Below are 23,585 nucleotides of genomic sequence, written 5' to 3'. Positions count from 1 at the left end.
GGGTCGGCATGCAAGCCGGCGCGCCTCGACCGGGCATTGCCGGCGCGGTGCACATCGGTCGCAAGCCTTGCCAACCGGGCTGGGGTGAGCTTGCAGCCAGCAAGCGGTTGGCGGGTGGCAAGTCGGCAGCAGGGATCCAGTGGTCACACGATAGGCGAGTGGCAGGGCCCGGCCGCCGCCTGCCTCCCGTTCACAAACGGGTGCCTCCGGATCGCGATTCCGGTCAGCTATCCATCCGGATACGTACGCGCGCCCGCGAGCGACGCCCTTCATTATCAACAACTTCAACGAGGTAGAAGCCGGGCCCGTCCGGATACCAGACCGCATCGCCCAGCGCATTGCGTCCAACCGGTTCGCCGTCGGCATACCAGTTCACTCCGCTTTGTCCCTGCGCAGCCAGCACGAAACCGCGTCCGGGTCGCTCGGCCCAAACCTCTGATCCATCAGGGGGAAACAGGATTTGCGGCGCCGGGTCGAGCTGAAAACGGGCCAGGGTTTGAGGCGCCGGCGGCAATTCGCTGTCATCGCGAACCGGCCGGGCCTGCGTCGGCTCAAGACTATCAATCAGGTCGAACACCCGGAACAAAAGCGGCAGCGCCCCCTCGCGTCCGGTAATCCCCTCGCGCGGGACACCATCGGCTCTTCCCACCCAGACCACCACGGTATAGCGATCGGATACACCCGCCGACCAGGCATCGCGAAACCCGTATGATGTACCTGTTTTAAAGGCGATTTCCGGAGCCGCCGTGGTCAGGCTGGCGGGCATGCGTCCGCCCGGATGCGGTGCCCGGCGCAATATTGTGAGGATTTCGCGCGCCGATTCCGCGCTCACAAGGGCAAAGCCGGTTCCGGCTTCGAGCTCCTCCTCAGCCTCCAGCCAGCGCAATGGCCGGGCCTGGCCGCCATCGCCAAGCGCAGCATAGAGCCCTGCCAATTGGCGCACGCTCAGGCCGGCACCACCCAGCGCCACGGCAAGCCCGTCATCACGCCCGGCCCCATGCGGACGTTCCGGCCTCGCCCCGGCAAAACCGAGCGCCGCTGAAAACCGCCGCGCGCCAACATCATCGAGCGTACTCACGGCGGGAATATTGAGTGAGTGCTGCAAGGCCTCCGCGATGGTGACATCACCGCGAAAACGACGGTCGAAATTATCCGGCTGATAACCGGAAAAGCGGCGTGGCAGATCCGCGATATGCGTGTCCGGCGCCGCCAACCCATCATCAAACGCCATCGCATAGATGAAGGGTTTCAGTGTCGAGCCGGGGGATCGGGGCCGTGTCGTCAGGTCAATCCAGCCGCCCGGCCGATCGCGGCCTGACGAGCCCACCGCGGCCCGCACGGCGCGGCTTTGCGTTTCCACCACCATCACCGCGATCTGGGCCGAGCGATCACCGATCGGAAGATTATCGCGGACCTGCTGTTCCAGCGCCCGCTGCAGGCTGGCATCCAGCGTCGTCACCATATCGGTGCGATCACGATTTTGCTGCGCCAGCGTCTCGGCGACCTGCCAGGCATCACCGGGAAAGGCCCGGCGCTGCGGCGCCGGATCAAGAGCAGCATCGGCCTGCGCCGTCGTGCGGGCGAGCCCGACCCGGGCCAGCCGGTCAAGTACACGGCCGCGCGCCGCGACTGCCGCCTCCGGGTGACGGTCAGGCCGACGCGCCTCGGGCGATTGCGGCAAGGCGATGAGCAGCGCGATTTGTTCAATGGTCAGCGCATCGGGCTCCCGGCCAAAATAGGCCCAGGACGCCGCCCTCACCCCTTCCAGATTACCGCCATAGGGTGCCAGGGTGAGATAGAGTTCGAGAATCTCGCGCTTGGTCAGGCGGAATTCCAGCTGCGCGGCGCGGATCATCTGCAGCAATTTGGCGGCAAATGTGCGCGGCCGTGGTTCGAGCAGACGCGCAACCTGCATGCTCAAGGTCGAAGCCCCTGACACCACCCGCCCGGCCCGCAAACCTTCCCAGGCGGCGCGAACCACTGCTGCCGGGTCGACACCGGGATGGCGGTAGAAATTGGCATCTTCATAGGCCAGCAGCGCGGCAATGAAATCCGGATCGATATGATCGAGATCAGCGGCCAGCCGCCAGCGTCCATCGGCGACAGGAAAGGCGCGCAACAGCTCGCCATCCCGATCGCGGACCAGCTGTGATCGCGCGGCAGCCTGTTCGAGCGGCGGCGGGAAGGTCTCGTCGAGAGCCAGCAGGAGGACAAGCCCCGCCACGGCGCCAACGATGCCCCAATATATCCGCCCCAGCCCCGGCATAGCCTAGTCGCGTGGCCGGATGACGACCTGACCGGTCACGCTGCGGGCAAATACGTCCGGCCGATACATGTCTTCGACCACCACGCCGGGCAGCGTGTACTGCCCGGGCGTCACGGCACGGACGATATAGGCGAGCCGCGCCGGACGTCCCGATCGCAGGTCAATGGCCGCAACGAACCGGTCGTCGCGGGCTTCCGCGATCCGCGGATCATCAATCGTCCCCAGCCAGGCATGAACGCCATTGGGGCCGGCATCCTCGGGGCGGAGGATCGCCTCGATTTCCAGCCCCGCCGGCAGAAGATCAACGAGAATCGCCGGGATTGTCCGCTGCTCACTCGGAGCCAGTTCGATGTCGATGATCAACCGGTCGCCCTGCACCAGTTTCGTCAAATCCACCGAAGTGCCATCCATTGCCCGGATGCGTTTGGCGATGACGAGTTGCTCGGCGACTGGCGCCGGTGCTTCGAGGGTTTCACCATGTGCAATCTGGGTCACCCAGACCGGGTTGCTGCCGCCGTTCACGAAGTCTGTGGCGCCGGTCAGCTCACCTGACGTCAGGAGGAATTCGCGCTGCCCTGGCGCGGCATCACTGGCACCGCTTTCGATGGCCAGCGCTTCGGTACCGGCTGACAATGCCTGGGCTGCCAACAGAAGGAAGGCCTTCTCCTGGGTCGTCAAACGACCTGGCTCCGGCAATTCGATGGCGACACGCTCGGCCAGCCGGCCGACCAGATCGCTCTCATCCGCCTCCGCGGCCAGCGCGAGAACGCCAGCCAGATCGCGCCGCGAGGTCTGATACCAATCGCCCGGATTGGAATAACCCAGAGCGGCTTCGGCGTGCAGGAAGGCATTATGCGAGCGCGCGCGGTCACCAATCATGAACAGCGCCGCGCCGATCTGGGCACGAGCCAGCGGGCTGGAAATCGCGTCGAGCCGCTCATCATGCATATAGCGCAGACGCGAGCGGTCGGCGCGGCCAGCGCGGGCCAGAACATAGAGTGCGTAGGCTGCGCTCCGGTCTGACAGGCGTTGCGCCGTATCGGTCTGACCGACCCAGCGGTGAACCGTCGATTCATAGCCCGAGGCGCGCCAAAGCTCCTGGGCCGCGACATGCTCGAGCGCTGCATAGGCGCGCTCCATCGCCGCGTCAGGAACCGTATAGCCGGCCATCTTGGCGCGTGCGAGGAAATCGACGACATAGGCGCCGAGCCAGGGACTCGCACCCCGATCGCCCACTCGCCACAGGCCGATCGTGCCATCCGCCGCTTCGCGGCTCAGCAGGGTCGAGATCGCTTCCTGGATCTGAGCGCGGGACTGGTCGAATCCGTCCGCGCCCGACAGCGTCGCCAGGCCTTCAGCATAGAGCAATGGCAGGGCCCGGCTTGTGATCTGCTCGGTGCAGCCATAGGGGTAGCGGCTCAGGGAGCGCAGCAGGGCATGCTCATCCAGCGGCGTCGCCGAGAAGCTGACCGTGACCTCGCTCGAACCGGGCAGGAAAGCCGCAAGGGTCGCACTGTCGAGCGACCAGCTTTCACCGGGCTCGACACGGCCACGGACTACTTCGGATGACGGCAACCAGGCCGAACGCACTTCGATCGGATAGCTGCGCGAAACGGCAAAACCGGCCGGGCCGTCGACGCTCAATCCCACCTCACCAATACCGGCATCGGCTCCATTGACCGGATAGCGCCGGTCGATACGGGCACCGCTGGCCAGATCGATCTGGTCTTCGCTCGACGCGGTCACCGCACCAGACGCAGTGATCGCGGCGGCATAGACACCGGCAGCGCCTTCGACATTGTCGATGGTCAGCGTCGTCATGCTGGAATCGCCAGGCGCCAGAAAGCGCGGCAGGATGAGTTCGGCAGGGACTTCATCGCGCACGGTCAGCGGTTGTGAAGCCTGGCCAAGGCCGGTGCCCGACCAGGCAACGACCATCAGCCGAAGCTCGCCATTGAAGTCGGGGATATCCAGCGTCACGGTCGCATTTCCGGCGCGATCAAAGGCGACCGGGCCGGAGAACAACGCCACGGTGCGGGTCGGCACGACCGTCAGGCCAGCGCCGCCAATCTGGTCGCCGCCCGTGCGCACAGGCGCAGCTGCACCCTGATTGGGATCGAGCAGCCGACCGTAATCATCGAGCAGATCAACCGCCAGCGAGGAGCGTCCGAAATACCAGCCCACCGGGTCGGGTGAGGCAAAACGGGTCAGTGCGAGAATGCCCTCATCAACCGCCGCCACGGTCACCCAGGCCCCGGCGCGCACCGGACCCGTCGCGGTAATCGCAATATCGAGCGGCTGCCGCGGACGCGCCACCTCCGGCGCATCCAGACTGAGTGCGAGCTCGCGGTCGCCAGTATCGACGGCGAGATAGGTCACACCGACAGCGCGGCGCGGACGAGGCTGCGCCACAGGGTCACGCGGCGTAAAGACGGATACCATCGCATAGGCACCCGCGCCCCACTCCTCGGTGACGCGGAAGCTGACTTCAGCGCCCTGCTCGGGCACGGAGATGGATTGCGTTGCCAGGACGCGATCGCTGGCGATCACGATTTCGGCTTCACCGGCATAGGGCGGCAAAATACTGATCGTCGCCATCTCTCCGGCGGCGACAGGCTGGTCAGGTCCGGCAAGGCGGACCCGATCCGGCGCATCATCACCGGTCGAGGAGGTCCGGCCCCAGCCAACCCAGAAATGCGTGCTGGACGAAATTCCGGATTCGATATCGGTGACGACCAGCTGATAATCGCCCCAGGACAGGGCGGCGGTGTCGATCCGGGAAACGGTGTCGGCTGACAGGGCCTCCACACCATCCTCGACGACGACGGAGTTCTGGGTCCGGCGCCAGCGCCAGCTGCCACCCTCGGTGCGGTACCAGTCATAATTCCAGTCGGTGCGGATGACCTGCCATTCGACCCGGGCAGCGCGCATCTCACCCAGGGCATTGAGGCCAACCAGGTCGAAGCTGGCGGCACGATCATTGCCAAGACGGCCATCGAATTGGGCATCAAGCCCGAGATAAAGCTCGCGCGGACGGTAGGGAATGCGCACATCGTCAGCCACCGGACGGCCGCCCGGCTCGATTGCGGAAATCACGGTGCGAATTCTCAACGGTGCATTGCTGCCCTCGCCCTCGCCTTCGGGATCGATGCGCAGCACGGCACGTCCGGCACCATCGGCAATCGTATCCTGCAAGTCGTGGCTGGTTTCGCGGAAGCTCTCATCATAACGGCCGAAGGAGAAACGGGCATGATCCGGGAATGGGTTGGGATCGACCTCGATACGGATCGTGCCTTCAACCGGCAGACCGGCGCCGGGGGCGCCATAGAGGAAACGGACATTGGCTTCGACATCGCGGACCTCACCGGCCCGCATCGGCGTTGAGTCGTCGGCGCTCAGATCCAGGGCGATGCGCTGCGGCACGAAGTCCTCGACCGAAAACCGGGTCTGGGCGATCAGGCCATAGCCGTCGAGCATGGCATCAAGACGCCACTCGCCGCGCGCGGATTCCCGTGCCAGGTCATAATCCCAGAACACGGTGCCGCCGATCGGCGCGCCTTCAAAACGCTGGCGCGCGGCCTCAATACCATTGGGACCGTAAAGCACCAGATCGCCGGAGCGGCTGGAGATCGACACCGCCTGGGCATCGCGCAGCATGGCGGCGATATGGACCTGCTCGCCAGGACGGTAAATGCCGCGGTCGAGATAGAAATAGCCGTCCGCACCTTCGCTGCGGTCGCGGCCGGCGATGTCCTGCCCGCTTAGATCGACCGGATTACGCTGCAGATCGAGCACGGCGAAGTCATTGTCGGCGCCATAGGCGGTCAGCAGGCGGGGCGTATTGCCGTCTTCACCGCGCATCAAGGGTCCGGCGAAGCGGGCACGCCCGGCGGCATCGGTCGTCGCCGTGCCGAGAATTTCATTGCTGCGCGCCACCAGTTCGACGCGCACGCCGGGCACGGGCTGCGCCGTCTGCAGCGAGCGCACCACGTAATCAATGCCGTCGCGGCCGCGATAGGCGGTCAGGGCCAGATCGGTGATGACCAGCCAGCGGCTCGAGCGCGCCGGGACGTGATAACCATCCTCGGGCTCGGCCGCATCGCTGACCTGGATGTAATAGGCACCGGGACGCAGGCGTCCGATCGTCTGCGCCAGCGGGAAGACCGTCGTGACCGGCGCATTCAATGGGCCGGCCGTGTCCATCTGGCCCTGCCAGAGGCGTTCGGCGACCGGAAATGGGCTCTCCTCCTCGGATTGCCAGTCATACTCGTCAAATCCGGCGGTAAAGCCCGATGTGATCGAACGGAATGCCAGGGCGCGATCCGTGACACGCCAGACCGTGACTTCAACGGTATCGATATTGACGGTCTCGACCGCCAGGCCGTCAGCCTCCAGGCGCGGCAGGATGACCCCGTCACCCGCGATACCGACATAGGCCGGGCGGTCACCGAAATCGATTTCGATCTGCTCGTCGGTGGGCAGACCGCGGCCGTCGGCGGAGGGGAGGCCCGCACGCAGCGTGACCGACTGGCCTTCACCGAAGGCGAGCCCGCCCAGACAAAGCGACTGGCCACTGACCGCCATCGCGACGGGGCGTTCCGGCTCAAGGGCGACATAGGGTTCATAATCAGCTTGCGGGTCGAGCGGCTGGGTAAAGCCGAGGCAGAGCCGGGGCGCATCGCCCTGGACATCGATTTCATAACGCAGGAAGGCAAAATTCGAAGCGGGTTCGGTGACAGCGCGAGCCGCATCGGCGGAACGTGTCTCGAGCGAAGGCCCCTGGACATCCGCGTCCTGCCCGGAACACCCGACCAGACCTGCAGCCAGAACCAGAGCCGCAGCCCCCTTGCGCCAATTCAACATACCAACATCTCCCCATTCCCGATATTTTTTACCATAGCGCCCGAGCGGTGCAATCGCACGCGAAATTCCGGTCCTCCCCAGAATTTCATACCAATTCACAAGACGCTAGCCGAGATCAATGCCGCAAAACGCGGCAACTGCGCGCCACGGAATCGCCGCCGACGCGACACCCAGCGCGACAATCAGCAGCCCGACGCTGCGGCGCAGGCCGGGCCGTTGCGACAGCCCCATCAGCAGTTGGGCGCCGAAGGCGGCACCGATCACAGCTGGCACTGTGCCGAGCCCGAAGCCGGCCATGATCGCCGCGCCGCCGCCGGCCGAGCCCGACAGCATGGCGTAGAACAGCGCCGCATAGACCATGCCGCAGGGCAGAAAGCCCCAGACGAAGCCGGCCAGCACCGGGCTGGCCGTCTGGAACGCACCGCCCAAAGGCACGCGCAGCATTGAAACGACCCGCGTGCCAATACGATCCATCCCGGCCAGGCTTGGTGCCCAACCGGCGACGGAAAGACCGATATAGACCAGCGTCACCGCCCCGGCCCAGCGCAGCAGAAGATGCGCCTCGGCGCGGTCGAAGGAAAAATACACGCTCGACCCGATCAGACCGACAATCGCACCGGCCACCACATAGGCTGCCACCCGGCCGATCTGGGCGAGCAGAAGGGTGCGCGCGCGCGTCGAGGTATCGCCATCCGGCGACAGGGTCAGCATGAGGCCGGAGGCAATGCCGCCGCACATGCCGGCGCAGTGCAGGCTCGAGGCAAAGCCGGCCAGCAGCCCCCCGGCGAGACTTAATTGCACAATCGGGTCCATCAAAGCATCCTGGCGGGCCGTGCTGTGGTCCAACCCACAATAAGCCCAATTAAAGTGTGGCATAATCCGGCGAACCGGGGAAATATGAGACAGGCCATTCTGGAGCGCATGACACGATGATCACACTTCAAAAAGTCCGGCGCGACGCGCCCTGGATGTGGCTCAAGGCTGGCTGGGCCGACATGATGCGGGCACGCCGCGTCAGCCTGAGCTATGGTCTGATCTTCGTCGGCATTGGCGCGCTGATCACTGGCGGGCTCTGGGCACTCAATCTCGGCGCCGTCGCACCGGTGGCGCTAAGCGGCTTCGCACTGATTGCTCCAGCCCTGGCGATCGGCATCTACCAGGTCAGCCGCGCGATCGAACGCGGTGAAGCCCCGCGCTTTCGCGTCATCATTTCGCGCTTTCCCGACCGCATTACCCAGATCGCGTTTCTGTCCCTGCTCCTGCTGCTGCTGCTCATGGCCTGGCTTGAGATCGCGCAATTCATGTTCGTCATCATCGCCCCCGGCACCCCGCTTTCGCCGGGACCTTTCCTGGAATTCTCGCTGTCCGAACCGGCCGGGATGACCCTGCTTGTGCTCGGCACCCTTGTCGGCTCGCTGCTGGCAGGCATCGCCTTCGCCATTTCGGCGATCGCCTTTCCCATGCTGGTCGACCAGGACGTCGATGCGGTCACCGCGCTGGTCGCCAGTGTCACCGCCGTGCGCCGCCAGCCCTTTGTGATGTTCACCTGGGCCTGGCTGATCGGCTTCATGACCGTCGCCGGCACGGCCTTTTTCCTGATCGGCCTGGCACTCGTCTTCCCCTGGCTGGCCCATGCCAGCTGGCATGCCTACAAGGATTTCGCGCCCTCGCCCTCTGCCTCGTCCCCGGCCTCTGCGGGCTGAGGCCGCGGCTGCAGCGGCTTGTCGTCATCGATCAGGATGCGCTCACCGGCGCCATCGAGATCCTCGAACTGACCCGTTTTCAGACTCCACAGAAAGCCGACCAGTCCGAGAAAGCCCAGTCCGAGCGCGACAGGTATCAACCAGATCAGGGCATTCATCGGCGTGCGAGCCTCAAGGCGTTGAGTGTGACCAGAATTGACGAGCCGGACATCGCAATCGCGGCGATCAGGGGTGTGACCATCCCCATCACCGCCAGCGGCACCGCGATCATGTTATAGCCCGCCGCCAGGGAGAAATTCTCCAGCACCCGGCGCCGGGCCGAACGTGAAATATCGAGTGCGACCAGACAACCGGTCAATTTATTGCCCTGCAGCACAAAATCCGCCGCCGCCTGGGATATCTCCGCCGCCGCAGCCAGCGAAACCGAGGCATCGGCCGCCGCCAGGGCGGGTGCGTCATTGATGCCGTCGCCAATCATCAGCACGCGGCCACCGTCAGCCCTGAGCGCTTCGATGCGGGCGATCTTGTCCTGCGGTTTCAGCTCGGCGGTCCAGTCCTCGATTCCAAGCTCGCCTGCGATTGCAGCGACCGGACCGGTGCGATCACCGGACAGCAATTCGATCCGGCAACCGCGCCGGCGCAGGCCGTCAATCGTCTCACGGGCATCGCTGCGCAGGCGGTCCTGGAAACGGAAACGAACCGGCTCGCCCTCATCGACGATCAGCCAGGCCTCTGAATGCGGGTCGCTGGCGGCCTCAATCCCGAGCCAACGCGCCGAGCCGAAGCGCAAACGCTGACCGTCCTCGACACATTCCAGACCACCACCGGCGATCTCGCGCACATCCCGGGCCGCAGGGCCCATGCCGGCCGCATCGGCCACGGCGCGCGACAGCGGGTGATGGCTGGTACGGGCCAGACGCGCTGCGAGTTCGAGCATCCCATCGGGCAGAGCCTCCGGCTCGAGCAGGCGCGGACAGCCCTCGGTCATCGTGCCCGTCTTGTCGACGACGACCGTGTCGATCCTGGCCATCCGCTCCAGCGCATCACCGGATTTGACCAGCACACCCGCTTTGAACAGACGCCCGGAGGCGACGACGTGAACAGCCGGCACGGCCAGTCCCAGCGCGCAGGGGCAAGTGATAATCAAAACGGCAATGGCGTTGATAATACCGACGCGCAAATCGCCGCCCAGCACCGCCCAGCCAATCACCGTCGCCAGTGCCAGCGAATGCACCAACGGCACATAGAGCCGCGCCGCCTGGTCGGCCAGGCGAACGAAATGCGAGCGGCTTTGTTCACCGGCCTCGACCATGCGGGTGATCTCGGCCAGCAGCGAATTATCGCGGTCGGCACTGGCTCGCACCACCAGCTTGCCGTCGGTATTGAGCATGCCGGAGAAGACCTGCACGCCAGGCCGGGCCTCGACCGGCGCGGTCTCGCCGCTGACCAGGGAGCCGTCGAGCGCACCCTCGCCATCGATGATCACCGCATCGACCGGCACCCGGTCGCCGGCGGCCAGGATCAGATGATCGCCAGCGCAAACATCGCGCGCCGGAATGGCTTCCATCGCTCCATCGCTGCGCAGACGATTGGCGGTCGCGGCCTGCATCGCCGCCAGCCCGCGCGCCGCCTGGCTGGCCTTGGCGCGCAGGCGCATGTCGAGAAAACGCCCGATCAGCAGGAAGAAGAGCAGCATCGCGGCAGCGTCGTAATAGGTCTCGCCATGGCCGATAAAGGTCTCATAGATCGAAAGCCCGCAGGCCAGGAGCACGGCGAGGGAGATCGGCACATCCATATTGACGTGGCGGTGTTTGAGCACCGACCAGGCCGAGCGGAAAAAAGGTTGGCCGGAATAGGCGACCGTCGGCAACACGATCAGGGCCGAGATGCGGTGCATCAGGGACTGCATCGCCTCGGTCATTTCCAGCCCGCCGGACCAGACAGAGATCGAGAGCAGCATCACATTCGCCATCGCAAAGCCGGCAACGGCCAGCGCACGCAGCAGACGCCGCTCATCTTCCTTCTGGGGATCGCTGTCATTCTCCGGCTCATAGGGCGTGGCCGGATAGCCAATCTCGCCCAGCCTGGCGATGAAGCCGCGCGCGGCCGATGCGTCACCGCGCCAGACCAGGGCCAGGCGCCCGGTCGAGAGATTCAGCCGCGCCTGCTCAACCCGATCATCGGCGAGCATGCCCGCTTCGATACGGGCAATACAGCCGGCGCAGGTCGCGCCGCGCACCAGTAGATCAAGATGCGAGCGCCCCTCACTCCGGCGCACAAAGGCCTGGGGGTCGGCCTGGCCCGCAGCAGAACCGGGCAACGCAGCAATCAGGGCAGCCACAACTCGTATTCCACCTCGAACGGCGCATCGCCGCTATTACTCACCCGCACCCGCCAGCGGCCGGCCATTTCACACGCAAGCTGTGCCCGATACAGGCCATCCTGCCCTTCGGCGAAGTCCAGCGGACAAGCGGTTGTCGTGTCCGGATGGACCATTTCGCCGTTCAGCGACAATCCGGGAACCGGGCGATCCGCCGCATCGTCGACCGCCAGCACCAATCGGCCGTCCACGGCATTGAAGCTCGCCGTCCAGCCCAGTTCGACCTGGCGCCGGCGCGCCTCCAGCGTGTCGTTGTAATGGATGCCCTGGACGTAGGAGCGCGGCACATCCTCGCCGGGAAAGGTCTGAAGGGCAAGCGTGATGAAGGTCGCATTGACGCCGATCGTGACCCCGAAAAACATCAGGATCATCACCAGCACATGCCAGCCGCGCAGCGGGTTGAGGAAGGATTTCATTGGGCCAGCCCCGTGACCAGAACCGATCGGGTCTGGGCGCTTTCGCCAGTTGCCGGATCGACGACACGGAACATGATATCCTCACGCGGCACATCCACCGCGCCTGGCGGCAGGGTCAGGTAGATCACGAAGTCGCGTGTCCTGTCCGCCTCGATATTGAGACGCATCGGTGTCTCGTCAGCAGCGCCCAGCACGCGAACGATCAGGGCCGGATCTCCGTCGACCACCAGGTCGAGCGCCCGCGGCGCATTGGCCTTGTTGACCACTTTGATGGTGTAGCCATTGCGGATCGATCCGTCAGACAGGCGGACATAATTGGGATTACGGTCGCGCGCGGCATTGAGGTCCAGTTCGGTGCGGTTGAGCAGGCCGGCCAGCATCACGGCGGCGACCAGAACCAGCGCCACGGCATAGACCAGGGTGCGGACCCGCACGAAGCGATAGCGCGGTTTCTCCCCGGCCTGGAAACGGTCGATATTGTCATCGGTCTCATAGGCGATCAGCCCGGTGGGCCGATCGACCTTGAGCATGACATCATCGCAGGCATCGATGCACAGGGCGCACTGGATGCATTCCAGCTGGGCGCCGTCGCGGATATCAATCCCCATCGGACAGACCGCGACACATTGCATGCAATCGATACAATCACCCCGCCCTTCCCAGGGATCGGATTTCTTGTGAGCACCGCGCGGTTCGCCGCGATCAATGCGATAGGTGACGTTGAGCGCTTCGCGATCCGTCATCGCCGCCTGGATGCGCGGCCACGGGCACATGTAGGTGCAGACCTGCTCACGCATCGTGCCCGCCAGGACGTAGGTGGTGAAGGTCAGGCCGGCAAAGAAGAGATAGGCCGAGATTTCAGCCTGACCGGTGAAGAAATTCGCCAGCGTTTCATAGGCATCGTGAAAATACAGGATCCAGGCGCCACCGGTTGCCGCCGCGATCACCAGCCAGATGGCGTGCTTGCCAACCTTGCGCCAGGCCTTGTTGAAGCTCCAGGGCGCGCGGTCGAGCTTGATGCGGGCATTGCGATCCCCCTCAAAGGCACGCTCGACCATGATGAAAAGGTCGGTCCACACCGTCTGCGGACAGGCATAGCCACACCAGACGCGGCCGAACAAGGCCGTGACGAGGAATAGCGCCAGCGCGGCCAGGATCAGCAGGCCGGTGATATAATAGACTTCCTGCGGCCAGATCTCGATAAAAAAGAAATAGAAACGCCGGCCGGCGAAATCGATCAGAACGGCCTGGTCGGGCGCGTCGGCGCCGCGATCCCAGCGCAGGAAGGGCACGAGATAATACACCGCCAGCGTGGCGGCCATGACGACCCATTTGACGAAGCGGAACTTGCCATGCGCCAGCTTGGGATAAATCGGCTCGCGCTTCTTGTAGAGCTCACGCTCCTCGGCCGCATTGACCGCCTTGGCTTTCGAACGGGTGACCCCGGGCGCCGCCATGCTCCGTTTTTGAGTCTCAGACATGGCGGCGTTAAATCCGGTTGGTGGGGTTTAGGCGATGCGACTTACTGACCCGTGGGACTGCTTGCCGCAGCTTCGCCGCCGCCCAGCAGGTAAACATAGGCGGCCAGGGCATCGATCGTTGTGTCATTGAGCCGGCCTTCCCAGGCAGGCATGACGCCATAGGGCCCGCGATAAATCGTGGCGACGATCTGATCGCGCGTACCGCCATAAAGCCAGTCCTGGTCGATCAGATTGGGCGCGCCCTGGGTGCGGTCACCGGTGGCATCGGCCATGTGGCAGCTGACGCACTGGCTGGCATAGGTGGCGCCGCCGCGGGTCACCGCATCGGCGGGACGGTCCTGCCCCGACAGGGAAAGGACGTAATCGGCGACATCGCCGATTTCCGACCGGGTCAACAGGCCGTCACGGCCATAGGCCGGCATTTGCGAGAAATGCGTATCGAGATGCTCGCTGCGAATGCCGAAGCGGATCGTGGTACGGATTTCGTCATAGCTCCCGCCCCACAGCCAGACATCATCATTGAGATTGGGATAACCAACGAAACCCTGGGCGCCGGAGCCGTGACAGGTCGAGCAATAATTGCCGAACGCCGCATCGCCCGCTGCGCGGACGAAACCGAGCAGATCGGGATCATCTTCGATCGCGTCGATCGAGGTGCCACGCAGGCGTTCGAAACCTTCGGCCCGTGAGGCTTCCAGATCGAGCATGGCGGCGGCGACATTGGCGCGTTCGGAATTATTGCTGAGGCCGCGTGTGTGATCGCTGCCACTGCCAGACAGGCCCGGCAAGGCGGGGATCGCCGGCAGGAAGATCATATAGACCACACCGATCACGACGCAGGCATAGAAGGTATATAGCCACCAACGTGGCAGCGGCGTGTCGAGTTCCTTGATCCCGTCCCATTCATGGCCGGTGGTTTCGGTTCCCGAATGCGCGTCGGTTTCGCGGTTTTCCTCGTGATCAGACATGGGCCTGGTCCTCGCTGGCACGTTCGATAATGGGTTCATCGCTGTCATCGAGCGGCAGACGGGCCGCCTCGTCGAAGCGTTGCTGGTTTCTGGGCCACAGCGCATAGGTGAGCGCGCCGGTGAAGAGCGCCACGAACAGCAACATGCCCCAAGTCTGCGCAAAACTGGCGAGAAGAGAATACATGGTGCGCCCCTATCTCAGATTTTGGTCGGCTTCGGCCTCATAGGTGGAGAAGTCCACCATGGTGCCAAGCACTTGCAGATAGGCCACCATCGCGTCGAGCTCGGTAACCCGATCCGGGTTGCCGTCGAAATCGCGCAGGGTCGCCCCGGGATAACGCGCCAGGAAGCCGTCATAATCCGATGCGTAGGGGTCGAGCTGCGTGGTGATATCGGCCGCAGCGGTTTCGATCATCTCATCGCTATAGGGCACACCAACCGCCCGCAGGGCACGGAGATTGGCGGCGACATTGTGATAGTCCAGCGTCGATTCCGCCAGGAAGGCATAGGCGGGCATGATCGATTCCGGCACCACCGAGCGCGGGTCGCGCATATGGTCGCGATGCCACTCGTCGGAATACTTCCCGCCAACGCGGGCGAGATCCGGACCGGTCCGCTTCGAGCCCCACTGGAAGGGGTGGTCATACATGCTCTCGGCGGCCAGCGAGTAATGACCGTAACGCTCGACTTCGTCGCGCAGCGGCCGGACCATTTGCGAGTGGCAATTATAGCAACCCTCACGGACATAGATGTCGCGTCCCAGCTGCTCCAGCGGCGTATAGGGCCGCATGCCGTCCACTTCCTCGATTGTTGAGTCGAGATAGAAGAGCGGTGCGATTTCGACAATGCCGCCGATCGAGACGGTGACGAGAATGCCGACGGTGAGGATGAGCGAGTTCTTTTCGAACAGCTTTTTGTGGAGTTCGCTCCACAGGCTTTTGCCCTTTGACATAGCCATCTCCCCCTAAGCCGGAATTTGCGCGGGTTGAGGCGATACCGACTCATCCGCTTCGGTCACATCGCTCCGGATGGTGCGATAGACATTGTAGATCATGATCAGCGCACCAGCGAGATAGAGCAGGCCGCCGACCGCGCGGATGATGTAGGAAATATGCATCGCCTCGACGGTTTCCACGAAGGAGTATTCCAGGAAGCCGAGCGAGTTATAGGCGCGCCACATCAGACCTTGCATGATGCCCGCGACCCACATCGAGGTGATGTAGAGCAGGATGCCAAAGGTCGCGATCCAGAAGTGCCAGTCGACCAGCGCCTTGGAATACATGCCGGCCTTCTTCCACAGCCACGGAACCAGGCAATACAGCGCCCCGAAGGAGACAAAACCGACCCAGCCGAGCGCACCGGAATGCACATGGCCGACGGTCCAGTCGGTATAGTGAGACAGCGCATTGACGGCGCGGATCGACATCACCGGACCCTCAAAGGTCGACATGCCGTAAAACGCGACCGAGATCACCAGCATGCGTACGACCGGGTCGGTGCGCAGCTTGTCCCAGGCGCCCGAGAGCGTCATCAGACCGTTGATCATCCCGCCCCAGGACGGCATCCACAACATGATCGAGAAGGCCATGCCCAGCGTCTGCGCCCATTCCGGCAGCGCCGTATAGTGCAAATGGTGCGGACCGGCCCAGATGTAGATGAAGATCAGCGACCAGAAGTGGATGATCGACAGACGGTAGGAGTAGACCGGCCGGTTCACCCGTTTCGGGATGAAGTAATACATGATCCCGAGGAAACCGGCGGTGAGGAAGAAGCCAACGGCATTATGGCCATACCACCACTGGGTCAGCGCATCCTGGACACCGGAGAAGAGCGAATAGCTGCGCGAGCCGACGAAGCTGACCGGCACCGCCAGATTATTGATGATGTGCAGCATCGCAATGGTGACGATGAAGGCCAGGTAGAACCAGTTGGCGACATAGATGTGGGGCTCTTTGCGCTTCCACAGCGTGCCCAGGAAGACCAGCAGATAAGCGACCCAGACGAGGGTCAGCCAGATATCTGCATACCATTCCGGCTCGGCATATTCGCGCGACTGGGTGATCCCGACCAAATAGCCCGATGCGGCCATCACGATAAAGAATTGATAACCCCAGAAAACGAACCAGGGCCAGATCCCGCCGGCGATCCGGGTACGGCAGGTGCGCTGGACCACATAGAAGGAGGTCGCGATCAGCACATTGCCGCCAAAGGCGAAAATCACCGCGGAGGTGTGAAGCGGGCGCAGGCGGCCAAAGCTCGTAAAGCCCCAATCCTCGATATTGAGGATCGGAAAGGCGAGCTGGAAGGCGATGATGACGCCGACCAGAAGGCCCGCAGCCGCCCAGAACAGCGAGGCAATCACCCCGGCCTTGATCAAATTCTCGTTGTATTCGCGCTCGTCGGTTTCAACGCCGCCGCTTGTGATGCTGCCGACCAGCAGGAGAATACCGGTCAGAAAGCCGCCCAGGATCAGCCATGACTGTCCCTTCATGGCCGCGTCCGGCGCGAACGCCGCCGCAAACAGCGCCCACAGGGCTCCGAAGACGGTAATCAACAATACGATGGCGGTGCTGAAATCCAGCCCGCTACGGTTCAGTGTCTGCGGCGATTGCATCAATGCCCCCGATGATTTGGCCAGCTCATGGCCTGTTTATCTCGTGATTCCACAAAATCGGTATGGCAATTTGTCGCGTCTGGGTCTGAGCCGTTGAAAACACATGGTTTCACACGCCGGGCGCCAGGCCGAACGATCACAAAAAACCATTTTCGAACAGACAATTGCCTGACGCAACCTCAATAGTCGGCGAACTCCACCTTGAAACCATTCTGGCGCAGCGCGGCATGCACCCGGTCCATATGGGCCGCATCCTGAGCCTCCAGCGAAATATCGATATAGGTCACCTTGGCCGGCAGATCGGAGAAGGTCTTGTGATAGGCGACATCGGTCACATTGCCGCCAGTTTCAGAAATGACGTGCGAGACCGAGGAGAGCTGGCCGGGCACATCGATCAACTCGATCCGGAAGCGCGCCAGCCGCCGCGATCGTGCCAGATCGCGCAGCAAGAGCGAGGATAGCAGCCGGGTATCAATATTGCCGCCGGTCAGAACCAGGCCAACGCGCTTGCCGGCAAAGCGTTCCGGATGTGCCAGCACCGCCGCCAGCCCCACCGCCCCGGCCCCTTCAGGCAAGACCCGCAGCCGCGTCAAAAACAGATTGAGCGCCCGTTCGATCGCGCGCTCATCGACCAGCAGGACATCATCAAGCATCGCAGCCATGATCCGCCGCGTCAGCGCGCCGGGTTCGCGCACGGCAATACCTTCGGCCAGCGTCATGCCGCCAACCGGGCGCTCGCTGCCGTGAAACAGATTGTGGAACGCCGGAAACAGGTCCGCCTGCACGCCGACAATCTCAATATCCGGCTTGATGCGCCGGGCGGTCAGCGCGACCCCGGAGGCCAGCCCGCCGCCACCGATCGGTACGATGATCACATCGAGATCGGGCTGATCGGCGAGCATCTCGGTTGCCAATGTCCCCTGCCCGGCCATCACCAGCGCATCATCGAACGGATGCACCAGCACCGCACCATGCGCCGCACAATAATCCCGGGCCAGTTGGCTGGAAGCATCGAAATCGGCGCCCGCCAACTCAACGGTTGCACCAAGGCTGCGTGTGGCATTGACCTTGATCGCCGGTGTGCCAACCGGCATGAAAATCATCGTATCAATGCCGAGCAACCGGCCATGCCGTGCCACGCCCTGGGCATGATTGCCGGCCGAGGCCGCGACGACGCCGCGGGCGCGCTCCTCTGCGCCCAGGCTCATCAGCTTGGCATAGGCGCCGCGCTCCTTGAAGGAGCCCGTGGCCTGGAGATTCTCCAGCTTCACCCGGATATCGCAGCCGGTCAGCTCGCTCAGCGCCTCGGCGCTCTGGCAGGGCGTGTGCAGGACGCCCCCCATACCGCGGGCATGGCAATCGGCAACAAAGTCGAATTCGGCAGAAAATTCATCGGTCATGGCGGGCTCACTGGCGGGTGGTCTGGGAGGGATACCGGAGCAAGGACACAAAAAACCTCGCCCGGTCGGAGCGAGGTTCGGTCTGCGGCAACATCTCCATGATGTCAGGCAGGGGCGAGCGGCGCTCCGGTCAGGCTATGGCCGATGATAATCAAGATGAGCGCGGCCAGGCCGAGCAGGCGGATACGGATCCGCTTCTGATCTGCGAGGGGAAGGGCGATGGCGCGCGTCATGATCAGTCTCGATGGCTTGATCCCGTCACCTTGGCCCCGATTGGATAATATGTCCAGCCAACCGCTCCGTGAAGTCAAAGCTCCGCCTGAAATGACCCGATCAAGACCACATTCGCAAAAATCGTGCAGAGACGACGCCGGCTACTCCGCTGCTTCCAGCGCCGGAGCCTGCTGCGCCGTGTCGCCGACCCGGCCGAACTTCATGGCGCCGTCCTCAAGCTTGCCGAAGCGGATCGTCAGCATGTCCTGGACATAATTCTGATAGGTCCGCCAAGGCGATTTGACGCCTTGTTGCGGCAGATGCGCCATTGCCCGCTGGACATAACCCGATGAGAAATCGAGCATAGGCACGGTCTCCAGATCTGCCGGGGGTGTCGGTACGCAATAATCATATCCCCTGGCCGCCATGTGATTGAGCAGACGGCAGACGCGTTCGCAGGTCAGATCGATCTTCAGCGTCCAGGAGGCATTGGTATAGCCAAAGGCGATGGCAAAATTGGGCACATCACTGAGCATCATGCCGCGATAGGTCACCTTTTCGGCGGCGCGAACCATGGTGCCATCGACGCTGAGCGTCATGCCGCCGAGCAATTGCATCTCCAGCCCGGTCGCCGGGATGATCAGATCGGCTTCGATCTCGTCGCCGGATTTCAGCTTGATCCCGGTCCTGGTGAAACACTCGATCTGGTCGGTGACGATCGAGGCGGAGCCATCGGCCAGCACGTCGAAGAAATCGCCATCCGGCGCCAGGCAGAAGCGCTGATCCCACGGGTTATAGCTTGGTGAGAAATGCTTTTTGACATCGAAGTCCGGGCCGAGGCGTATCCGGATCGCCTTCATCACCTCGCGTTTGACCAAGGCTGGATAGGATTGGGAGAATTGAAAAATATAGATGTTCAACAGCACATTCTTCGCCCGCGTCACCGAATAGGCGATCTTCTCGGGCAGGATCTTGCGCATGAAATCGGCAAACCCGTCGCGTGAGGGCCGCGCAGCAATATAGGTCGGCGAGCGCTGCAGCATGGTCACATGCGCCGCTTTTTCCGCCATGGCCGGCACGAGGGTCACAGCCGTCGCGCCGGAACCTATGATCACGACTTTCTTGCCGGTATAATCGACATCTTCCGGCCAGAGCTGGGGATGAATGATGGCGCCGGAGAAATCCTCCATCCCGGCAAAATCGGGCATATAGCCATGCTCGTAACGATAATATCCCGAGCACATCATCAGGAAATTACAGGTGAAGCTCCTGCGCTGCCCATCCTCGCCGCGTTCGGTACGCACCGTCCAGCGCGCCGCCTCGCTATCCCAGTCGGCATGCGCGACCCGGGTGCCGAAACGGATCTTGTCCTCAATCCCGTTGCGTTGCGCTGTGTCTGAGACATATTCGCGGATCGCCGGGCCATCGGCAAACACCTTGCCATCGGTCCAGGGCCGAAATGCGAAGCCGAACGTGTACATGTCGCTGTCGGAGCGAATCCCCGGATAGCGGAACAAGTCCCAGGTCCCGCCAATCGCATCGCGTGCCTCCAGGATCGCATAGCTGCGGTCCGGTGATCGGGTCTGCAGATGATAGGCCGCGGCAATGCCGGAAATGCCGGCCCCCACAATCAGGACATCGAAGTGTTCGTCGGACATGAATGCGCTCCTGCGGCATGGACGGGCGGTCCAGACCAAAAGTGAACACTGTTCGCCGGATGCGCGCAAGTCGCACTTTGTATCATGGCGGCTCCGTGACTAGTGTGCGGCCGTCAGATCTCGGAGCCGCCATGCCCCTTCAGAACCGGGTCTCTCCCTTCGGGGAAATCCTCGCCCATCCGGCGCGCGGCACGCGGATGGGCAATCGTGGCTGTCTGCATGACGCCCGGCGCCAACTTGGCAATCGGCGCTGGGCGCACCAGGCCTGGGTCATTTGCCGCCTCAGCTTCAAGCACTGGAATCGCACCATCATGAAGCCGGGCGTCTATACCGAGCTCTTCTTCACCGATGAGGCCGTCGCCCTGGCCGCCGGCCACCGGCCCTGCGGCCTGTGCCGCCATGATGATTACATCGCCTTCCAGCGGGCCTTTGGCCGCGCCCGCCCGGAACTGGGTGAACGTCCCTCACCCTCCGCGATGAACCGGCTCCTGCAGGCCGACCGGGTCAATTCGCGAAGCCGGACACAGATCACGCACCTCGCTGAGTTCGACACCCTGCCTGATGCTGCATTCTTCACCCTGCCGGGTCAGACCGAGGCGCTCGTCCAACGGCGCGGCGCGATCTTCGCCTGGAGTTTTGACGGCTATAGCCGCCGCGATCCGGGTTCTGCGGGCATGGTCAATGTGCTGACGCCGCGCGTGACAGTGGATGTGCTCCGGGCCGGCTATCGCGTCTGCGACACATGACCCACCGCCGGGCCATTGCTGCACAAGGGTGACGCATGCGATAATGCAGCAGCACCACAACCGGAACCAGACCCCATGACAGACGCATCACTCGCCGCACTCGGCTGGTCAGACTCTTTCGCGACCCAGCTGGACGCCGGCGAGATCGAGGCAACGCCGCCGGCACGGCTGTGCGATGTCCATCGCGACCGGGTCCAGGCGATGACGCCGGATGGCGAGATCACCCTGACCCTGCCTGGCAATATCCCGGTCGGCGATCTGGCGGTCGGCGACTGGGTATTGGTCGATCCAGACGAGAACCGGGTCGTACGGGCGCTGGAGCCGCGCTCGGTGCTGCGCCGCCGCGCTGCCGGCACGGTTTTGATGCATCAGCTGATCGCGGCCAATGTCGACACCCTGATCATCGTCACCTCCTGCAATGCCGATTTCAATCCGGCCCGGCTCGAGCGCTATCTCACCCTGGCCGCCAGCAGCGACACCGAACCGCTTATCGTTCTGACCAAGGGCGATCTGGTCGACAATGCCGACGATTATGTCCGCCAGGCTGAAGCGCTATCGCCGCATGTCAGCGCCATCACCCTCGATGCCCGTGACCCGGCAGCGCTCGACCGGCTATCGCCCTGGCTCAAGCCCGGCGCCACCGCCGCCCTGGTCGGCTCGTCCGGGGTTGGAAAATCAACCATTCTCAACGGGCTGACCGATGAGACCAGCGAGACACAAGGCAATCGCAAGGGTGACAATAAGGGCCGTCACACCACCACGGCGCGCAGCCTGCGGCCGACCCGTTCCGGCGCCTGGCTGATCGACACGCCGGGGATGCGTTCACTCGGCATGAGCGAGAGCGGTGACGGCATCGACCGGGTCTTCTCCGATCTGACAGAGTTGGCGACGACCTGCAAATTCTCCGACTGCGCCCATCAATCCGAACCGGGCTGCGCCATCCAGGCGGCGATTCTGGCCGGCGAGATCGATGCCGACCGTTTCCAGCGCTGGGAGAAACTCCTCGCCGAGGACCGTTACAACTCGGAAACGCCATCGGAGGCCCGGGCCCGCAAGCGCGGCTTCACCAAGAAGGTGAAGGCAAGCGTTCAAGGCAAGCGCGGCCGTCAGGGATAGGAAGACCGGCTATATCCAGGCCGCGAAAATGCGCTAGGGTGACGGCTCGAGCTTGATTTCCGGGGGGCATGTCATGCGTAATTTTCTCATCATTGTGGGCCTGATCATCGTGGTCGCCTTGGCGCGGATGGCGATTGTCATCATTCCCGCCTCGGGCATGATGGCCGAGCTGACGCCGGTGACGCCGGGTCAGTGCACCGCGCTGAACATCGGGCCGGGCACGGAAGACATCACCATCGACCCCGCCTCCGGTCTCGTTTTCGTCTCCAGCGATGATCGCCGCACCGGCGAGCGCGGCGGGATCTATGCCTTCAACCTCGATCAACGCGATACCGTCTGGGAGGTCTCCGGCGATGCGCCGGATGATTTCCACCCCCATGGCATCAGCCTGTGGACCGGCGCCGATGGCAGCCAGCGGCTCTTCGTCATCAATCACCGCGCCAGTTTCGACACGGCTGGCGGCGCCCACGCGGTCGAAATTTTTGATGTCGGCGAGAACGGCCTGTTGAGCTATGTCGAGAGCATCAGTCATGAGGCCCTGCTCTCGCCCAATGACGTGCTCGCCGTCGGTCCGCGCAGTTTCTACGCCACCAATGACCGCGCCTATCACTCCGGCATCATGGCCAGTCTGGAAGCCTATTTCGGCCTGCCGCTCTCGAGCGTCTCCTGGTTTGACGGCACAAATGGCGATATGGCCGCCCACGGCATCGCCTATGCCAATGGTATCAATATATCCGCCGACGGGACCGAGCTCTATGTCGCCGAATTGCTGGCCCGCCGGGTGCGGGTCTATGACCGCGATCCGGCAAGCGGTGCGCTGAGCGCCAATCGGGTCCTGCCCGTGCCAACCGCGCCGGACAATATCGAGATCGACGAGCGCGGTGATCTGTGGATTGGCGGCCATCCGCGCATCTTCGACTTCGTCGCCCATGCCGCTGATGCCGGCGCCATGGCCCCCGCCCACGCCGTGCGGCTCAACCCGCAAACCGGCGAGACCGAGACGGCCTTGCTGGTGATGGACGGCTCGCTCAACGCGTCAAGCGTCGCGGCGATGCGCGATGGTGTGCTGCTGGTCGGCGCGGTGTTTGACGACCATATCCTGGTCTGCCCCGGCGGCTAACGCAGGACGCGCTGCCGGTCCGGAGGCCAGGCCTCGCAGGCAATCCCGTCATGATCGCGGTCGTTTTCGGCCCAATAGCCTGGCTCACCGCGCCGTGCGGGTGCCAGGTCGACGGCGCGGGCTGTATCGCAATTCTGGCTGGCCGCGAGGTGGCGCAATGTCGTTGGTACCGGCCAGGGACTCAAACTCGCGATCACGAACCAGACCAGCACCGCCGCCGATCCAGCCAGCGCCAGGCGAAGCCCCCAGACGCGCAAGCTGTGAACCAGCCGCTGTCGGCGCATCGCCCGGTTCGACACGGCGCGAAACCGGTTTCTGAGACGTGTGGCGTGGCGATCCCGATCCGGGCGCAAGTGAGCCTCCTGCTTCATCGTCAGGTCAGGCGGATACACAGCTCGTTCAGCCTGCCGGGCCGCCCATGGTGGCTCGGCCCCATTAACAAACCCTGCCCTGTGACCACCCGCACCAAAATCTCCACGCCGCGAGCGGCTGGAGGTTTGAGCAGGTCACCTCGCCTAAGCAGGAGGTGTGTGGGACGCCGGCGAATGCCGTTAAGCGCTATGATTAGTGAGTGTGACATCCGGGACGTCCCACACGTGGAGATTTACTCGGACGCCTTGCGGCCCCCGCCTCGAAACCGG

19 protein-coding genes are annotated in these 23,585 nt (G+C 63.7%); 4 read left to right on the top strand and 15 right to left on the bottom strand.

The window, feature by feature from the left end; translation table 11 throughout:
* Positions 1-223: 223 nt before the first annotated feature.
* From pbpC to ACN0YJ_RS08860, 3 genes are all read right to left on the bottom strand, one after another.
* Positions 224-2,266 (bottom strand): penicillin-binding protein 1C, encoded by a 2,043-nt coding sequence (gene pbpC / locus ACN0YJ_RS08870; RefSeq protein WP_417495975.1) that lies wholly within the window; start codon positions 2,264-2,266, stop codon positions 224-226.
* Positions 2,267-2,269: 3 nt separating this feature from the next.
* Positions 2,270-7,129 (bottom strand): alpha-2-macroglobulin family protein, encoded by a 4,860-nt coding sequence (locus ACN0YJ_RS08865; RefSeq protein ID WP_417495974.1) that lies wholly within the window; start codon positions 7,127-7,129, stop codon positions 2,270-2,272.
* Positions 7,130-7,234: 105 nt separating this feature from the next.
* Entirely contained in the window at positions 7,235-7,942 is a 708-nt protein-coding gene (locus ACN0YJ_RS08860) for a sulfite exporter TauE/SafE family protein (protein WP_417477027.1), read from the bottom strand.
* 116 nt (positions 7,943-8,058) lie between these two features.
* On the opposite strand from ACN0YJ_RS08860, the gene ACN0YJ_RS08855 reads away from it, so the two are divergent.
* Positions 8,059-8,832 carry a DUF2189 domain-containing protein gene (locus ACN0YJ_RS08855; protein WP_417495973.1) on the top strand — a complete coding sequence of 258 codons (774 nt, stop codon included), beginning with the start codon at positions 8,059-8,061 and terminating at the stop codon, positions 8,830-8,832.
* Here ACN0YJ_RS08855 and ccoS read toward each other — a convergent pair.
* The 11 genes from ccoS to ACN0YJ_RS08800 all read right to left on the bottom strand — a co-directional run bounded on the left by ccoS (position 8,778) and on the right by ACN0YJ_RS08800 (position 19,962).
* On the bottom strand, positions 8,778-8,990 hold the full coding sequence (gene ccoS / locus ACN0YJ_RS08850; protein WP_417495972.1) for a cbb3-type cytochrome oxidase assembly protein CcoS: 213 nt from the start codon (positions 8,988-8,990) through the stop codon (positions 8,778-8,780). The two genes, ACN0YJ_RS08855 and ccoS, sit on opposite strands and share 55 nt — an antisense overlap.
* Positions 8,987-11,173, bottom strand: coding sequence for a heavy metal translocating P-type ATPase (locus tag ACN0YJ_RS08845; RefSeq protein WP_417495971.1), 2,187 nt, complete (start codon positions 11,171-11,173; stop codon positions 8,987-8,989). Before ACN0YJ_RS08845 ends, ccoS begins: the two co-directional genes overlap by 4 nt.
* Positions 11,161-11,628 (bottom strand): FixH family protein, encoded by a 468-nt coding sequence (locus ACN0YJ_RS08840; protein WP_417495970.1) that lies wholly within the window; start codon positions 11,626-11,628, stop codon positions 11,161-11,163. The genes ACN0YJ_RS08845 and ACN0YJ_RS08840 overlap by 13 nt, the downstream gene beginning before the upstream one ends.
* On the bottom strand, positions 11,625-13,109 hold the full coding sequence (gene ccoG, locus ACN0YJ_RS08835; protein WP_417489890.1) for a cytochrome c oxidase accessory protein CcoG: 1,485 nt from the start codon (positions 13,107-13,109) through the stop codon (positions 11,625-11,627). The genes ACN0YJ_RS08840 and ccoG overlap by 4 nt, the downstream gene beginning before the upstream one ends.
* A gap of 41 nt (positions 13,110-13,150) precedes the next feature.
* A complete protein-coding gene (gene ccoP, locus ACN0YJ_RS08830; protein ID WP_417489891.1) occupies positions 13,151-14,077 on the bottom strand; it encodes a cytochrome-c oxidase, cbb3-type subunit III in 927 nt (308 codons plus the stop codon).
* Positions 14,070-14,261: a cbb3-type cytochrome c oxidase subunit 3 gene (locus ACN0YJ_RS08825; protein ID WP_417477020.1), complete on the bottom strand. Its 192-nt coding sequence runs from the start codon at positions 14,259-14,261 to the stop codon at positions 14,070-14,072. The genes ccoP and ACN0YJ_RS08825 overlap by 8 nt, the downstream gene beginning before the upstream one ends.
* Positions 14,262-14,270: 9 nt before the next feature.
* Entirely contained in the window at positions 14,271-15,029 is a 759-nt protein-coding gene (gene ccoO, locus ACN0YJ_RS08820; protein ID WP_417477019.1) for a cytochrome-c oxidase, cbb3-type subunit II, read from the bottom strand.
* Positions 15,030-15,041: 12 nt separating this feature from the next.
* Positions 15,042-16,691: a cytochrome-c oxidase, cbb3-type subunit I gene (gene ccoN / locus ACN0YJ_RS08815; RefSeq protein ID WP_417495969.1), complete on the bottom strand. Its 1,650-nt coding sequence runs from the start codon at positions 16,689-16,691 to the stop codon at positions 15,042-15,044.
* A 179-nt stretch (positions 16,692-16,870) separates the two neighbouring features.
* Positions 16,871-18,091: a threonine ammonia-lyase gene (locus tag ACN0YJ_RS08810; protein ID WP_417495968.1), complete on the bottom strand. Its 1,221-nt coding sequence runs from the start codon at positions 18,089-18,091 to the stop codon at positions 16,871-16,873.
* A 104-nt stretch (positions 18,092-18,195) separates the two neighbouring features.
* Positions 18,196-18,324 carry a hypothetical protein gene (locus ACN0YJ_RS08805; protein WP_417477016.1) on the bottom strand — a complete coding sequence of 43 codons (129 nt, stop codon included), beginning with the start codon at positions 18,322-18,324 and terminating at the stop codon, positions 18,196-18,198.
* Positions 18,325-18,465: 141 nt separating this feature from the next.
* A complete protein-coding gene (locus ACN0YJ_RS08800) occupies positions 18,466-19,962 on the bottom strand; it encodes a flavin-containing monooxygenase (RefSeq protein ID WP_417495967.1) in 1,497 nt (498 codons plus the stop codon).
* Between the two features lie 131 nt (positions 19,963-20,093).
* On the opposite strand from ACN0YJ_RS08800, the gene ACN0YJ_RS08795 reads away from it, so the two are divergent.
* The 3 genes from ACN0YJ_RS08795 (at position 20,094) to ACN0YJ_RS08785 (ending at position 22,944) form a co-directional block, all read left to right on the top strand.
* The gene (locus ACN0YJ_RS08795) at positions 20,094-20,708 is read left to right on the top strand and encodes a hypothetical protein (RefSeq protein ID WP_417495966.1); all 615 of its coding nucleotides are present in this window, start codon (positions 20,094-20,096) and stop codon (positions 20,706-20,708) included.
* A 75-nt stretch (positions 20,709-20,783) separates the two neighbouring features.
* A complete protein-coding gene (gene rsgA, locus ACN0YJ_RS08790; RefSeq protein WP_417495965.1) occupies positions 20,784-21,824 on the top strand; it encodes a ribosome small subunit-dependent GTPase A in 1,041 nt (346 codons plus the stop codon).
* A gap of 73 nt (positions 21,825-21,897) precedes the next feature.
* Entirely contained in the window at positions 21,898-22,944 is a 1,047-nt protein-coding gene (locus ACN0YJ_RS08785; protein ID WP_417495964.1) for a strictosidine synthase family protein, read from the top strand.
* Here ACN0YJ_RS08785 and ACN0YJ_RS08780 read toward each other — a convergent pair.
* Positions 22,941-23,297, bottom strand: coding sequence for an excalibur calcium-binding domain-containing protein (locus tag ACN0YJ_RS08780; protein WP_417495963.1), 357 nt, complete (start codon positions 23,295-23,297; stop codon positions 22,941-22,943). The two genes, ACN0YJ_RS08785 and ACN0YJ_RS08780, sit on opposite strands and share 4 nt — an antisense overlap.
* Between the last annotated feature and the right edge of the window lie 288 nt (positions 23,298-23,585).

The organism is Maricaulis sp., assembly GCF_048270095.1.
Taxonomy (GTDB): domain Bacteria; phylum Pseudomonadota; class Alphaproteobacteria; order Caulobacterales; family Maricaulaceae; genus Maricaulis.
Note: the sequence above shows the minus strand (reverse complement) of the source record. Positions and strands in the feature narration are given on the sequence as shown.

Excerpts from the sequence above, each read along its gene's own strand:
- pbpC (WP_417495975.1), bottom strand. The coding sequence starts at position 2,266 with ATGCCGGGGCTGGGGCGGATATATTGGGGCATCGTTGGCGCCGTGGCG.
- ACN0YJ_RS08865 (WP_417495974.1), bottom strand. The coding sequence starts at position 7,129 with ATGTTGAATTGGCGCAAGGGGGCTGCGGCTCTGGTTCTGGCTGCAGGT.
- ACN0YJ_RS08860 (WP_417477027.1), bottom strand. The coding sequence starts at position 7,942 with ATGGACCCGATTGTGCAATTAAGTCTCGCCGGGGGGCTGCTGGCCGGC.
- ACN0YJ_RS08855 (WP_417495973.1), top strand. The coding sequence starts at position 8,059 with ATGATCACACTTCAAAAAGTCCGGCGCGACGCGCCCTGGATGTGGCTC.
- ccoS (WP_417495972.1), bottom strand. The coding sequence starts at position 8,990 with ATGAATGCCCTGATCTGGTTGATACCTGTCGCGCTCGGACTGGGCTTT.
- ACN0YJ_RS08840 (WP_417495970.1), bottom strand. The coding sequence starts at position 11,628 with ATGAAATCCTTCCTCAACCCGCTGCGCGGCTGGCATGTGCTGGTGATG.
- ccoG (WP_417489890.1), bottom strand. The coding sequence starts at position 13,109 with ATGTCTGAGACTCAAAAACGGAGCATGGCGGCGCCCGGGGTCACCCGT.
- ccoP (WP_417489891.1), bottom strand. The coding sequence starts at position 14,077 with ATGTCTGATCACGAGGAAAACCGCGAAACCGACGCGCATTCGGGAACC.
- ACN0YJ_RS08825 (WP_417477020.1), bottom strand. The coding sequence starts at position 14,261 with ATGTATTCTCTTCTCGCCAGTTTTGCGCAGACTTGGGGCATGTTGCTG.
- ccoO (WP_417477019.1), bottom strand. The coding sequence starts at position 15,029 with ATGTCAAAGGGCAAAAGCCTGTGGAGCGAACTCCACAAAAAGCTGTTC.
- ccoN (WP_417495969.1), bottom strand. The coding sequence starts at position 16,691 with ATGCAATCGCCGCAGACACTGAACCGTAGCGGGCTGGATTTCAGCACC.
- ACN0YJ_RS08810 (WP_417495968.1), bottom strand. The coding sequence starts at position 18,091 with ATGACCGATGAATTTTCTGCCGAATTCGACTTTGTTGCCGATTGCCAT.
- ACN0YJ_RS08805 (WP_417477016.1), bottom strand. The coding sequence starts at position 18,324 with ATGACGCGCGCCATCGCCCTTCCCCTCGCAGATCAGAAGCGGATCCGT.
- ACN0YJ_RS08800 (WP_417495967.1), bottom strand. The coding sequence starts at position 19,962 with ATGTCCGACGAACACTTCGATGTCCTGATTGTGGGGGCCGGCATTTCC.
- ACN0YJ_RS08795 (WP_417495966.1), top strand. The coding sequence starts at position 20,094 with ATGCCCCTTCAGAACCGGGTCTCTCCCTTCGGGGAAATCCTCGCCCAT.
- rsgA (WP_417495965.1), top strand. The coding sequence starts at position 20,784 with ATGACAGACGCATCACTCGCCGCACTCGGCTGGTCAGACTCTTTCGCG.
- ACN0YJ_RS08785 (WP_417495964.1), top strand. The coding sequence starts at position 21,898 with ATGCGTAATTTTCTCATCATTGTGGGCCTGATCATCGTGGTCGCCTTG.